General features: G+C 66.7%; 10 protein-coding genes and 1 pseudogene. 2 read left to right on the top strand and 9 right to left on the bottom strand.

The genetic code is table 11. The annotated features are described in order from the left end of the window. Positions 1 to 9 precede the first annotated feature (9 nt). The gene (locus tag AB0L58_RS05475; protein WP_364381471.1) at positions 10 to 2,193 is read left to right on the top strand and encodes a malate synthase G; all 2,184 of its coding nucleotides are present in this window, start codon (positions 10 to 12) and stop codon (positions 2,191 to 2,193) included. Positions 2,194 to 2,614: 421 nt separating this feature from the next. Next, on the top strand, positions 2,615 to 3,172 hold the full coding sequence (locus tag AB0L58_RS05470) for a hypothetical protein (protein WP_364381468.1): 558 nt from the start codon (positions 2,615 to 2,617) through the stop codon (positions 3,170 to 3,172). Positions 3,173 to 3,174: 2 nt separating this feature from the next. Here the strand turns inward: AB0L58_RS05470 and AB0L58_RS05465 are convergent, their stop codons facing one another. The 9 genes and pseudogenes from AB0L58_RS05465 to AB0L58_RS05425 form a co-directional block, all read right to left on the bottom strand. Next, entirely contained in the window at positions 3,175 to 3,891 is a 717-nt protein-coding gene (locus AB0L58_RS05465) for a hypothetical protein (protein WP_364381465.1), read from the bottom strand. Between the two features lie 47 nt (positions 3,892 to 3,938). Further along, positions 3,939 to 4,580 (bottom strand): DUF305 domain-containing protein, encoded by a 642-nt coding sequence (locus tag AB0L58_RS05460; protein ID WP_364381463.1) that lies wholly within the window; start codon positions 4,578 to 4,580, stop codon positions 3,939 to 3,941. Between the two features lie 2 nt (positions 4,581 to 4,582). After that, positions 4,583 to 6,157, bottom strand: coding sequence for a hypothetical protein (locus tag AB0L58_RS05455; protein WP_364381461.1), 1,575 nt, complete (start codon positions 6,155 to 6,157; stop codon positions 4,583 to 4,585). A 145-nt stretch (positions 6,158 to 6,302) separates the two neighbouring features. Next, positions 6,303 to 7,196 (bottom strand): 3-methyladenine DNA glycosylase, encoded by an 894-nt coding sequence (locus AB0L58_RS05450; RefSeq protein WP_364381458.1) that lies wholly within the window; start codon positions 7,194 to 7,196, stop codon positions 6,303 to 6,305. Further along, positions 7,193 to 8,257: a hemolysin family protein gene (locus AB0L58_RS05445; protein WP_364381455.1), complete on the bottom strand. Its 1,065-nt coding sequence runs from the start codon at positions 8,255 to 8,257 to the stop codon at positions 7,193 to 7,195. The genes AB0L58_RS05450 and AB0L58_RS05445 overlap by 4 nt, the downstream gene beginning before the upstream one ends. Then, a complete protein-coding gene (locus AB0L58_RS05440) occupies positions 8,250 to 9,623 on the bottom strand; it encodes a hemolysin family protein (protein ID WP_364381452.1) in 1,374 nt (457 codons plus the stop codon). The genes AB0L58_RS05445 and AB0L58_RS05440 overlap by 8 nt, the downstream gene beginning before the upstream one ends. A gap of 597 nt (positions 9,624 to 10,220) precedes the next feature. Further along, entirely contained in the window at positions 10,221 to 11,657 is a 1,437-nt protein-coding gene (locus AB0L58_RS05435; protein ID WP_364381449.1) for a GuaB1 family IMP dehydrogenase-related protein, read from the bottom strand. A gap of 167 nt (positions 11,658 to 11,824) precedes the next feature. Then, entirely contained in the window at positions 11,825 to 12,670 is an 846-nt protein-coding gene (locus AB0L58_RS05430; RefSeq protein ID WP_364381446.1) for a DMT family transporter, read from the bottom strand. A gap of 598 nt (positions 12,671 to 13,268) precedes the next feature. Further along, positions 13,269 to 14,447 (bottom strand): annotated as a pseudogene (locus AB0L58_RS05425) (DEAD/DEAH box helicase); the annotation flags it as partial. Positions 14,448 to 14,519 lie beyond the last annotated feature (72 nt).

The raw sequence follows: 14,519 nt of genomic DNA, 5'->3' as shown, positions 1-14,519 counted from the left end.
AGGCAGTAGATGACAGAGCGGATTCAGGTCGGCGGGCTCCAGGTGGCCAGCGTTCTCCACGAGTTCATCGAGAACGAGGCGCTCCCGGGAACCGGCGTAGATTCCGCCGCGTTCTGGGCCGGAGCCGAGCAGGTCATCAATGACCTCGCTCCGCGCAACCGCGCCCTGCTGGCCGAACGCGACGAGATCCAGGGCAAGCTCGATGCCTGGCACGCCGAGCACCCCGGCGCGAACTATGACAAGGCCGCGTACAAGAGCTTCCTCGGCGATATCGGCTACCTGCGTGCGGAACCGGCCGACTTCGAGATCGCCACCGAGAACGTGGACGCCGAAATCGCCACCACCGCGGGCCCCCAGCTGGTGGTGCCGGTGATGAACGCCCGCTTCGCGATCAATGCCGCGAATGCGCGCTGGGGCTCGCTCTACGACGCCCTCTACGGCACCGACGCCATCTCCGAGGCCGACGGCGGCGAGAAGGGCACCGGCTACAACCCGGTCCGCGGTGGCCGCGTGATCGAGTTCGCACGCAAGTTCCTCGATACCGCCGCGCCCCTGGCCAACGGCTCGCACCGCTCGTCGACGCATTATGCGATCGATGGCGGCAAGCTGGCGGTCACGCTGAGCAACGACGAGGTCACCACGCTGGCCGCCGATGGCGCGGAACTGGTCGGCTACCTGGGCGATCCGGCCTCGCCGACCTCGATCCTGTTGAAGCACAACGGTTTGCACGTCGACATCCAGATCGACCCCGCCTCGCCGATCGGCAAGACCGATCCGGCGGGTGTCAAGGATGTGGTGCTGGAGTCCGCGGTCACCACGATCATGGACTTCGAGGATTCGGTCGCCGCGGTGGACGCCGAGGACAAGGTGCTCTGCTACCACAACTGGCTCGGCCTGATGAAGGGCGAGCTGGCCGAGAAGGTCACCAAGGGCGAGAAGACCTTCATCCGCACCATGAACCCGGACCGCGTCTACACCGCGGTCGGCGGCGGCGAACTGGTACTGCACGGCCGTTCACTGCTGTTCGTGCGCAATGTCGGTCACCTGATGACCTCCGACGCGATCATCGACGCCGAGGGCAATGAGGTGCCCGAAGGCATCATGGACGGCCTGATCACCTCGCTGATCGCCAAGCACAGCCTGCTCGGTGACAGGGAGCTGAAGAACAGCCGCACCGGCTCGGTCTACATCGTGAAGCCGAAGATGCACGGCCCGGACGAGGTTGCCTTCACCAATGAGCTGTTCGGCCGGATCGAGGACGTTCTCGGCCTGACCCGCAACACCCTCAAGGTCGGCATCATGGACGAGGAGCGTCGCACCACAGTCAACCTCAAGGCCTGTATCCAGGCCGCCGCCGAGCGCGTGGTGTTCATCAACACCGGCTTCCTGGATCGCACCGGCGACGAGATCCATACCTCCATGGAGGCCGGGCCGATGGTCCGCAAGGCCGAGATGAAGGCCCAGCAATGGATCCTGTCCTACGAGGACTGGAACGTCGATACCGGCCTGGCCGCCGGCCTGCCCGGTAAGGCGCAGATCGGTAAGGGTATGTGGGCCATGCCGGATCTGATGCACGACATGCTCGAGCAGAAGATCGGTCACCCGCGTGCGGGCGCCAATACCGCCTGGGTCCCCTCGCCGACCGCGGCTACGCTGCATGCGACGCACTACCACCAGGTGGACGTGTTCGAGCGCCAGCAGGAGATCGCCGCTGGTGGCCGTCGCGCCACCGTCGACCAGATCCTGGAGATCCCGCTCGCGGCCGCCCCGAACTGGACCGAGGAGGAGAAGCGACAGGAGCTGGACAACAACTCCCAGGGCATCCTCGGCTACGTGGTGCGCTGGATCGACCAGGGCGTCGGCTGCTCCAAGGTGCCCGATATCCGGGATGTCGGTCTCATGGAAGACCGGGCGACCCTGCGCATTTCGAGCCAGCTGATGGCGAACTGGCTGCACCACGGCGTGGTGACCGCCGACGAGGTGGTGGCCAGCCTGCAGCGGATGGCACCGGTGGTCGACAAGCAGAATGCGGGTGATCCGAATTACCGGCCGATGGCGGCGGACTTCGCGAGCAGCATCGCGTTCCAGGCCGCGAAGGAGCTGGTGCTGGAAGGCACCAAACAGCCGAACGGGTACACCGAGCCCATCCTGCACCGGCGTCGGCGCGAGGCCAAGGCGCTGGCTTGCGTCTAAGCCGTTGCGCGTCTGAATAACTCGTGAATCCCCCGCCCGGGAGCGTGCCGGGCGGGGGATTCCTGTACCACACGACAGCCGTTGACGGGGCGGATGACCGGTTTCGACCCACATAACGATCCGTTACCCTGGGCGCTGCACGAGATAGTCGGATGTGAGGAAGGTTTATGGGAAGCGTTGTCCTTGATGTATTCGCCCTGGTTGTGAATCGCGCGGCGATGTTCTGGAACTGGATGGCCACCGGTTCGGCCGGTTTCCCGCCGCTGTAATAGCCGAGCCGAACGTCTGGTACGACGCCCCCGGTCCCGGTCCCTTCGATGGGATGCCGAGGCCGGGGGTTTCCTTTGCCCGGTGCGAGATCTCCACACACGGTGAACCGATTCCCTTCGGGGACAGGGCGGATCGACGTATCTTCTTTGGCATGAGCAGCGGCAGCCCCCGAGTGACACCGTTGTGGTTCGAACTGTGGATGGGTGCCATCACCACCGTCATCGCGCTACTTTGTGCCGCGCTGTGCTGGGAATTGGCTGCTCAGGGCAGCTTTCCGAGCAAAGTGCTGCTGTGGGTGGGGCTTTCGGTGGTCGGCCTGGTCGCGGTCGTATTCGCCATTGTCGGTCTGATCCGCTATCACGCCGTCCTCGTCAGCCTGACCGCGCCGCTGCTGATTGCCGCCCTCGCGGCGTTGGTGTGGTACGAGGTGCCCGAGACCACCGGTTGGCGACTGTCCCGGCCGATCCTCGAAGATCAGGCTGCCGCCTGTACGAACCCGGGCCAGCGCACCCGGCTCGGCGTCTACACCGTCACCTATATCACCCGCCGCAACGGCGCCTGCCTGTTCTATGTCACCGGCGGAGCCACCAATTCCGAAGGCTTCGCCTATTTCCCGGACAGTGCCCCGAGCATCGGCCCCGCCGGACCGGGCGGCACCGAATACCGGCCCTTCCACGGCCCCTGGTACCGCTTCACCGAGAACGCCTGATCTCAGGGTTTGGGTTGGATCCAGAGGGCCTCCGCCACGGCGCACAGCTCGCCGGAGGGGGTGGCGAGGGCTATGCCGACGATGTGCTTGCGGCCCCCGTGGGAGATCGGCCAGGCGTAGGAGATATAGGGGGAGTCGGGGTAGATGGGCTGGAGTTGGGTGGCGGTGAGAGCCGCGGTGACACCGCCGAAGCCCATACCCTGTTTGCGCATGGCGGTCCAGCCGCCGGGGCAGTCGAGGGCCGACCAGACGACTTCCGGTGGCAGACGGCCGGATTCGTCGGCCAAACCGGGATCGGGGATCCAGGCGGCGATGACGAGGTCATGATCCGGTGTGTCCCAGGTGAGTAGGCGCAGGCCGCGGCCGGGTGCGCAGGCGGCGCCGCAGCCGTAGCAGTCTGTGACACGGCGCGACACCATCGCCGCGTCGGTGACGGCCTTCGCGTCTGCCCAACTCGGGGCGGGTGGCGGATCGATGGTGAGCACCGCTGGAGTCGATTCGGCGAGTAGCACACCGTCGGCACCGGTCACCGCATATCCACCGGATCTGGTGGGGCGCAATGACATCGGGGTCTCGAGCGGCACCCTTGCGCGGAAGTCGACGTGGATCTCGGTCGCCTCGCATGGTCCGGCCAGCAGACCCGCGACGTAGCCGCCGAATGCGACGCCGGGGTATCCGTGCACGTATTCGGGGACGGTGACTGTCTCGGTCCGGATCACGTGTCGCTCGAGCCTTCCTGTGCCGTCGATCTGGATCGACCATACCGTTACTGCGCGGCCCGACCACCGAGTTGGGTGAGCAGCACGCTGATCACTCCGACTTCCTGGCTCTGGCTTTGGAACATCGAGCGCACGGTTTCCTTGACCGGGCCGGATGTGAGCAGTTCGTCGGCGGCGCGAGCCATTGCCAGGCCGCCCTGGTGATGGCGGAACATCAATTGCAGGAACAGGATTTCGGCGTCGTGGCCGCGGGCCGCGGCCAGGGCATCGAGTTCGGCGGTGGTCGCCATACCGGGCATCGCATCGTCGGCCGACGGCACCGCGGTCGGATGATGTTGTGCGGCGGCCGCATCCGCGTGCATCCACGCCATCGGATGCGACGACAGCGGCGACGCATCGGCCAACCGCAGCCACCCGAGCATGGTCCCGATCTCGATGCGCTGCGCATTCGAAAGCTGTTGTGCCAAACGCAGTACGGCGGGGTCCACGTCACGATCCAAGCGTTGCACCATGATCAGCGCCTGCTGATGATGTGCGGTCATATCCTGCGCGAATCCGATCTCGACCGCATTCAGAACCGGTTCGGCCGAATGCTTTTCGGGCAACGCGAGTGGGCGCAGCGCCGCCCCGAGCACGACCAGGACGAATGCCGCGCAGGCGAGCGCCGCGATTCGGAACCAGCGGGACACGGCTACGATCCGACGGTCGATTGCTGATTCTCGGGCACCGCATACACATCGTTCTGCAGTTGCAGCACCATGAATCCGTTATCGGAGCAGGCGACATACAGCTGATTGCCGCGCCACTCCGGCGGCGAGAAGCACCAATCGGTGGAGACGTCACCGAAGGCGAGGTTGCCGGTGCGCGGGGTCAGCGCGTCCCATGGATTGAACTGCCCCTCCAACACCGCGCGTACGGCGGGCGGTGTGCTCATCAGGGGTACGCCGATGATCGAGGCCAACGCGTGTGGTGAATTCCACAGGCTCAGGTTCTGGCCGGTCCGTGCGGGCGGATTGAAGTAGGCGATCTCGCGGATATCGTGCGGGTCCCGAACGTCGAAAACCCTGATGCCGGACGAGATCCAGCCGCACGCGAGTGCGGTGGGGTTGTCCGGGCGGTCGGCCGCACAGTAGTGCGATTCGTAGGCGAAGGCCGAACCGCCCATCGAGCTGCCGATATTGCTGTCGATGTGCTGCAGGAGGTTGATCTCCAGCTTCACCTTCCCAGCGACCTTCGGCGCGGTGTCGTTGGAGATATCGATGAGCTTCACGCCGCCGGAACCGCCTTCGTCGACGGTGTAGAGATAGGGCTTGCCGTCATAGGTCACCGGAATGCTGTGCTGAGTGGCCCAGCCGTCGGTCCAGAAGGTGCGGCCGATATGGGTGACCTGCGGGGTGGGATCGCGGCGCTGAACCGCGCTGATATCGAGCACGGTGAATCCGCCGAGCGCGGACAGGTACATGCGGTTGCCGTCCGGACTGATGCCGAAGCCGTGCGCCTCGATTCCGGTCAGCCCCTGCCAGATAACGTGCGGGTCGGTCGGATCGGTGAGATCGACCGCGCTGACGAACCCGGGTGCGACGCCCGAGGCCCAGTAGGTGCGGCCGTCGGGGGACCAGCCGCCCTCGTGTGTGGTGATCGGCAGCGGCATCAGCAGATTCGTGCCCGGTCCCGGATTCAGCAACTTCGGATACGCGCAATCGGAAATGTCGTAGACCGACAAATAGCCGACGCCCTCGCCGACCGGTACACCGGTGCCGACCAGCAGTTTGCGCTCGGTATTGACCTTGAGGCTCTCCCAGGTGCCCGCGAGCATTGCCGGTTCGGTCAGGGTGACCGTAGGGCGCGGGTGCGCCGGATCGGAGACATCCAATACCTGGACGCCGCGGCCTTCGCTGATCAAATCGCCGGGGAAGAACGATCCCATATACGCGCAATGATCGAAGCTGGTCGACGTGATGCCCGCGCCGCGTCCGGCGTAATTGCCGACCATCGACACATTGCAGCTGTAGCCCTGGGTGCTGCGCCGACTGTCGCGGTCGGCGGCCGGAACATCGCCCTGCAGTCCGGTTTCCGGCATCGACCCCGGTCCGCAGTCCGCCCGGGGTACCGAGGTTCGGCCGATATCGAAGAATTCCTGAACCGCGGTGGCGATATCGGATTGCAGATCCGCCGATGCGCTGCCCGGCAACATCATGGCGGCCACGACCGTGGCAACGAACAAGGCCAAGGGCCGGGCCCGGCGCAGTCTCAGCTTCGGGTGCATCGTTGCATCCCAACTTTCCTCATCACGGGCACAAACCGCGCCGACTCAGACGGAGCATGCGCTGACTGAATGGTAGTAACAGGCAGTAACTTAGCGGAAGGTTTTGGCGAAAATGCCACGTACTCGGCGTGATACGCAGAGACGCTCAGCGTGCGGTGAGCGCCTCGGTGTCGCGCGTCAGCAGCGATGTGCAGACCTCGAGCAGGGACTGTCTGAGTCCCGTCGACCGCTCGGCCAATGCCGACTGTGCCCGGACGTATTCGGCGCGTCCCGCCGGAGTTTCGATGCGAACCGGCTCGTAGCCGTACTCGGTCAGGTCGTAAGGGCTGGCGCGCATATCGAGTTCGCGTGCGGCGCAGGCAAAATCGAAGTAGTCCAGCAATAGGTCGGACGAAATGAGCGGGGTCAGCTTGAAACCCCATTTGTAGATGTCCATATTGGCGTGCAGGCAGCCGGGCTGTTCCCGGGCGACCTGGTCGGCGCGGGTCAACGGTTCCGCGTTGCGGCCGACCGCGTCCGGGGTGAAGAAGCGGAAGGCGTCGAAGTGGGTGCAGCGCAAGGACATCGATTCGATAACCGCGTCGGTACCGGGACTGCCCAAGCGCAGCGGTACCTGTTGGTGGCGGATCTCATCGGTTTTGTAGACCATGGCCCACTCGTGCAGGCCGAAGCAGGACAGCTGCGCCGGGCGAGATGCCGTGGCACGTAGCAGTTTCGCGATGAACTCGATGGTGTCGCGACGCCGCCGAATGAATGCCGGGTCGGCGGTGTAGGCAACCGCGCCGGTTTCCTCCGGCGCGATGCGGTGATACCCGCGAGCACCGTCGTACTCCCGCGCGCCCGCCAAACCGACCCCGAATCCTGGGTGCCAGCGCCGCAACTGGGCGGGCTTATGTCCGTAGTAGGTGAACAGGAAGTCGATCACCGGATGTGCGGAACCGGCCGCGCGCCGATCGAGATACGGTCCGACGAGCTCGTCCAGCCGAGCCCGGTGTTCGGCGGCACTGGTCCGCCACTCGGACTCGGCCAGCACGATCATTCGATCACCCGGTGCGTCCCGTCGCGCACGGTGCCGACGAACTCTTCCACCAGATCCTCCAGCGCCACAATGCCCACCGTATTGCCGCGGGTGTCCACGACGCGGCCGAGGTGGGAGTTGGTGCGCCGCAAGCGGGCGAGTGCCTCGTACAGGGGTGTACCGGCGCTCACCGTCGGCAGCGGGCGAATATCCGTGCGCGGGATGGGCGTATTCGGTCCGGCGCTTTCGTCGGCGACCTTGTCGAGCACATCCTTCACATGTAGATACCCGACCAGCGAACCATCGCTCGCGCGCACCGGATACCGGGAGAAACCGGTTTCGGCGACCGCGGATTCGATGTCGCCGAGCGTGGTGCCATTGCCGCGCAACGGCACCGAGCGGGTTGTCGCCAGCGACACCATCACATCGCCCACGACGCGATCGGAGGTGCCGAGTGCCTGGGTGAGGCGGCGGTGCTCCTCTTCGTCGAGCAGCCCCTCCGAACGGGATTCGCCGATCATCTCGGCGAGCTCCACACTGGAGACCGTCGCCTCCAGCTCATCCTTCGGTTCGATCCGCAACATGCGCAGCGACAGATTCGCGGCCAGGTTGTAGAGGGCGATGAGCGGACGCGCTAAGCGCAACCACACCAGATGCACCGGAACCAGCAGCAGCGCACTGCGTTCCGGTCCGGCCAGCGCGATATTCTTCGGAATCATCTCGCCGAACAGAATGTGCAGGATCACCACGATCGCCAGCGCGATGGCGAAGGCCACCGGATGCAGCAGCTGTTCAGGCAGGCCGACCAGCTCGAACGGCGCCTCCAGCAAATGCGCGACCGCCGGTTCGCCGACCCGGCCGAGCAGGATCGAGCAGATGGTGATGCCGAGCTGTGCGGCGGCGAGCATCATGGACAGGTTCTCACCCGCTCGGATCACCGTGTCCGCCTTGCGCTTTCCCTGCGCGGCCAGCGCTTCGAGACGGTCGCGGCGTGCCGAGATGAGCGCGAATTCGGCGGCGACGAAGAAGGCGTTGCAGGCCAGCAGCACCACCGTGAGCAGGACGCCGAGGAGATCACCCATGGCTGTTCTCCTTCAGCGCCGCGGCCGCGACCGGGACCAGCCGGACCCGATCGATGCGCCGCCCGTCCATCCGTTCGACCTTGGCGATCCAGCCGCCGTCGTCATCGTTCGGATAGCGGTGCGAGGACCGTGGATTCGGCAGGATCACCACGTCACCGGTGACCGGGATGCGGCCGAGCCGGGTGAGCACGAGACCGCCGAGGGTTTCGTATTCGCCCTCGGGCGCGTCGTAGCCGGTGGCCCGGGAGACCTCGTCGATGCGCAGCAGCCCGGAGCAGTCCCACCCGTCGGCGACTCGGCGGACCTCGCGTTCTTCTTCATCGTGCTCATCGCGGACATCGCCGAGGATCTCCTCGATAAGATCCTCCATGGTGACGATGCCCGCGGTGCCGCCGTATTCGTCGACCACCAGCGCCACCTGCATGCCGTCGGCGCGCACCCGCTCGAGCACCTCGTCGCCGTCGAGGCTGGCGGGCACGATCGGCACCGGCCGGGCGAGCAGATGCAGCGGGATGGTGTTGCGGACATTCGCCGGGTGGGTGAACGCCTGTTTGACGTGCACCACGCCGAGGGTGTTGTCCAGATCGCCATCGATGATCGGGAAGCGGGAGTAACCGGTGCGGCTGGCAGCCGCGATCAGATCGGCAATGGTGTCGGACTTGTCCAAGGATTCGATCTTGACCCGAGGTGTCATCAACTCCTCGGCGCTGCGCTCACCGAACTGCAGCGAGCGATCGACCAGCTGCGCGGTGCGGTGGTCCAGCGCGCCGCGCAGTGCGGACGTGCGCACCAGTGATCCGAGTTCCTGCGGGGAGCGCGCCGAACGCAACTCCTCGGCCGGTTCCACGCCCAATCGGCGGACCACCCAGTTCGCGGTGCTGTTGAGGAAGTGGATCATCCATTTGAACACGACCGAGAACGCGATCATCGGCCCCGCGGTCACCCGAGCGGTGCCCAGCGGCTTCGATATCGCGATGTTCTTCGGGACGAGCTCGCCGTAGATCATCGACAGCGAGGTGGCCAGCAGCAGCGCCAGCGTCAGCGAGATGCCCTGCGCCGCACCCGCGCTCAGACCGAGCGCGGTGAACAGCGGCGACAGGAGTCGGGCCAGGACGGGTTCGGCGATATACCCCGTGATCAAGGTGGTGATGGTGATACCGAGCTGGGCTCCGGAGAGCTGGAACGACAACGTGGTGTGCGCCTGCCGGACCATGCGTGCGCGGGCGTCCCCGACCGTGCGCACATGTGATTCGACGGTGCTGCGCTCCAATGCGGTGAGCGAGAATTCGGCGGCAACGAACAATGCGGTGCCAACCGTGAGGGCGATGAAGCCGATCAGGCTGAGCACGGTGAGCACGACGGACATCGTCAGCACCACCTGCGAGGCACACGATGAGCTGAATCGGATCGGGCGGCTGTGGGACGGAGGGCGCCGGGTTTGTCACCCGGCTCGGTAGAGGAGCCCTCCTGTGCGGCGCCCTCGGACGCGGGTGACAACTTGTTCCTCTCGGCAAATGGTTTGTGAAGCCGGAATCCGGCAACCACTATGCTACCGGCTCTGTCTAATGGCAGCGCCTTCGGCGCTGCCTGTTCGCGGCCCCCTGGTGTCTCGCGTCCGAGCCGTCGAGACTTGCTACTTCGTCGCATGCGTTTCGACGGCTCGGACGCGAGACGGGCCGCGAACTCCTCGCTCGTAAGACTCGCTCCGTCGTGGCCGGTTTGGGCGGGGGCTCGGCACCGGATGTATGCCCGCCCGCGGCGTGGCGCATGCGCCTCGATGATTCGGATGCGAGATGGGCCGTGAACAGGTCGTTCGTGAGACTCGCTTCGTCGTGGCCGGTTTGGATGGAGAGTTGTATGCCTGCCCGCGGCGTGGCGCATGCGCGTCGATGACTCGGCTGAGTCGATGGTCACGCCGTCGAGCAGTCGTGAGACGGGTCGTTTCAGGTGATCTGCTGAGGTGCTACCAGCCGCTCGGGAGCGGACGACCTTCGGCGAAACCCGCCGCGGACTGGACGCCGAGGACCGCCTTGTCGTGGAACTCGGCGAGGGTGCGGGCACCCGCGTAGGTGCAGGCGCTGCGGACGCCGGAGCAGATGTGGTCGATGAGGTCCTCGACGCCGGGGCGTTCCGGATCCAGACGCATGCGCGAGCTGGAGATACCCTCCTCGAAGAGCGCCTTGCGGGCGCGGTCGAAGCCGCTGTCGGTGGCGGTGCGGGCGGCCACGGCGCGCTTGGAGGCCATGCCGAAGCTCTCCTTGTAGGCATTGCCGTCGCGGTCCACGCGCAGGTCGCCGGGGGATTCGTAGGTGCCGGCGAACCAGGAGCCGATCATCACATTGGATGCGCCCGCGGCCAGGGCGAGCGCGACGTCGCGGGGGTGCCGGACGCCGCCGTCGGCCCAGATGTGCACGCCGAGTTCCTTTGCGGCGGTGGCGCATTCGGCCACTGCGGAGAATTGCGGACGGCCGACGCCGGTCATCATCCGGGTGGTGCACATGGCGCCGGGACCGACACCGACCTTGATGATGTCCGCGCCGGCCGCGGCCAGATCACGGGTGCCCTCCGCGGAGACCACATTGCCCGCGACCAGCGGTACACCGAGACCGAGATCGTGGATGGCGCTGAGGGTTTCGAGCATTTTGGCCTGGTGGCCGTGTGCGGTATCGATGACGAGCAGGTCTGCCCCGGCGTCGACGAGTGCCTTGGCCCTGGCCGCCACGTCGCCGTTGATACCGACCGCGGTGGCGACGCGCAGCTGGTTGTCGGCGTCGACATTGGGCTGGTAGATCCCGGCTCGGATGGCTCCGGTGCGGGTCATTACGCCCGCGAGGCCGCCGTCTTCGGCGACGAGTACGGCGAGTTGCGCGTGCTCGGCCTCGAGCAGGTCGAATAGATCGCGCGGCGAGGTGCTGGCCGATGCCTGCACGAAATCGGTGACCGCGACATCGCGCAGTCGGGCGAATCGGTCGACATCGGTGCAGGACGCCTCGGTGACCACGCCGACCGGCTTACCGCTGTCGACGACCACCACCGCGCCGTGGGCGCGCTTGTGCATCAGTGCGACGGCCTCGGAGACCGAACGCTGCGGATCCAGCGTGACCGGGGTATCGGCGGTAAGCGAGCGACTCTTGACGAACGCGATGGTTTCCGATGCTGCGGCGATCGGGAGATCCTGCGGGAGTACGACGATGCCGCCGCGACGAGCGACCGTCTCGGCCATCCGGCGCCCGGCGACCGCGGTCATATTCGCGACAACGATGGGAATGGTGGTGCCGGACCCGTCCACCGTCGACAGATCCACATCGAACCGTGACGCGACATCCGTCCGATTCGGCACGAGAAACAGGTCGTCGTAAGTCAGGTCGTACGGCGGCTGATGACCAGCGAGAAACTGCACTTAACCGATTCTAACCGGTACCCCACCCTCCCACGCAATCACCCAGCATCCCACCCCCGCCCCCGCGAAACACGGGGCGCGACATCGGAATCAAGATCAGGTGGCACTGGTGTCGGGGCCCTCTCGGCCGATGCCGCCATGGTTGCCACCTGATCTTGATTCGTGCGTTATGGCTCGGCTTGGACGCGGGAGAGTTGGATTGTGGTCGCGCACATGATGATTACGGCGACGGTGATGGCGGCGAGGCCGAGGTGGGTTGTGCGGAGGCGTTCGTCGAGGACGGTGATGCCGATGAAGGCGGCGGCCAGGGGCTCTGCGATGGTGACGGCGGGCAAGGATGCGACCAGGGGGCCGGATTGGTAGGCGCGTTGCTGGAGGTAGAGGCCGATGATGCCGGAGGCGACCAGGGCCCAGGTCTGCCAACTGCCCAGCACGTGGATGAGGCCGCCGTCGAAGAGTTCGGTTACATAGTCGGTGAGTGCGGCGGCCAGCCCGAACAGTGCACCGCCGACAGTGCCGAACAGGAGTGCCCGGCGGGTCGGGTTGGTGGTCTCGAGGGCGATGACGACGGCCACCACAGCCAGACCGAGCAGGACCGCCAGCGGCGGGATCCAATCACGCAGGGGCGCATTGGTATTGCCCTCGGTGGGATCTCCGATGATCAAGAAGCAGGCGAGGGCTGTGGCGAGGGCGATGGCGGTCCCCCAGGTGCGCCCGGTGATGCGGCGGTGGTTGAGCCGGGCGGAGAGTGGCAGCGCAAAGACCAGCATGCTCACCAGAATCGGTTGCACTAGCAACACCGCACCCTGGGCGAGTGCGGCGACCTGCATCGCGTAACCGCCGGTGTCGCCGACGATTCCGGCCCACCAGCGCGGACTGCGCAACAGCGAGCGCATGAGCGACTCGTTCTCCGGAACCGCGGCCGCCGCATGCTGCTGCGCGACCGCGGCCACCGCGAAGAGCAATGCCGCGATCAGTGCGCAGATGACCGCGCCGACCTGATTGTTCGCCACCTGGTCAGTTTGCTCCGCGATTGCGGCTGCTGGGCACCCCCTGCGCTCGCCCGGCGCGTCGACGCGTACGCCCAGGCGTGTCGCCGCTGGTCGCGGCGGTGCGACCGGAGGTACCGCGACCGGAAGGAGTCCCCGTGCCATGGCTGGTGGCCGCGCCGCGCGCGGCAGAGCTAGATCCGGCTGCACGTGTCGTGGCCGCCTTCGTCGATCCGGCAGCCCGACCCGGCGCGGCCGATGCCGCGCTCGTGGTCCGACCCGGAGCCGTCTTCGCCGCGCCGGTGCCACGGCCCGGTGCGGCCGCACCCGCGGTCCGCCCCGTGGCAGGGGTAGCCGTCGATCCGCGACCCGAAGTTCCGGCACCGCGTCGCCCTGACGTCGCGGTGGAGTTGGGCGAACCACCCGAGGACTTCTGCGCACCACCGGCACGACCGTTCGAACCGGCACTACGCCGCCCGACACCAGCTGAGCCCGCACCGCCCGAGCGTGCGCGGCCACGACCGCCGGATCCCGCACCACCCGACCGACGGCTCGGCTTGCCGACCGTCAACTCACCCTCGTCGCCCACCGTGACCGCCGAGGCGGCCGCGACGATCGGCACACCGGACGGCTGTTTCGCGCCGGTGATCTGGATCAGCCGCCGATCGCCAGGACGGACCTGCACTCCGTCCACATCGACGCCCGCCTTGCGGGTCATCTTCTCGACCTCGGCGCGCTCCTGCTCGGTGACCAGCGTGACGACGACGCCGTCCTCACCGGCGCGGGCGGTACGGCCCGCGCGATGCAGGTACGCCTTGGATTCCGCGGGTGGATCCACGTGCACGACAAGGGAAATCCCGTCCACGTGGATGCCGCGCGCGGCCACATCGGTGGTCACCAGCACCGGTGTCGTGCCGTCGGCGAATGCGGCCAGCGTCCGCACACGGTTGTTCTGTGCCTTTCCGCCGTGCAGCGCACCCGCGGCGATTCCGGTCGCACGCAACTGCTTGGCGAGCCGGTCGGCACCGTGTTTGGTGCGTACGAACATGATGGTCAGCCCGTCGCGGGCGGCGATCTGTGCGGTGATCTCGCGCTTATCGGTCTTGCGCAGATACAGCAGATGATGCGACATCGTCGCGACCGAGGCCGACGGCGGTGCCGTGGAATGGGTGACGGGAGCGCGCAGATAGCGCTTGACCAGCTTGTCGACCTCACCGTCGAGGGTGGCCGAAAACAGCAGGCGCTGACCATCCTTCGGCGTCCGGTCGAGCAACTTGGTGACCTGCGGCAGAAAGCCCATATCGGCCATGTGGTCGGCCTCGTCCAGTGCGGTGATCCGCACATCGGACAGGTCGGCGGAGCGCTGGTTGATCAGATCCTCGAGCCGCCCCGGCGTGGCGATGAGCAGGTCGACTCCGCGCGCGAGCCGGTCGGCCTGCCGCTTGATCGGTGCGCCGCCGACCACCGAGGCGACCCGCAGCCCGAGTGACAATGCCGCATTCTCCAGCGCCTTTTCGATCTGGGCCGCCAGTTCGCGGGTCGGCACCAGCACCAGACCGCGTGGACGGCCCGGCTTGGCTTGGGCGCCGGTGAGCAGGGCGAGCATCGGCAGTCCGAAGGCCAGGGTCTTGCCGGAACCGGTGGGGCCGCGCCCGAGCACATCCTTACCCGCCAGCGCATCGGTCGCGGTCGCGGCCTGGATCGGGAACGGCGTCTCGATGCCGTCACGGCGCAGCGCCTGGACGAGCACGGCGGGTAGGCCCAGATCCGCGAAGGTGGTGGCAGGGGTGGAGGAGGTCAACGGGGTTGTGTGCCTTTCATGTCTCGGCGCGGGCGGATCCGGGCACGTGTGGTGCCGCCGAGATGGTTGGGC

Source organism: Nocardia sp. NPDC052112 (assembly GCF_040680135.1).
GTDB lineage: Bacteria > Actinomycetota > Actinomycetes > Mycobacteriales > Mycobacteriaceae > Nocardia.
This window is presented reverse-complemented; position numbering and strand designations above follow the sequence as displayed.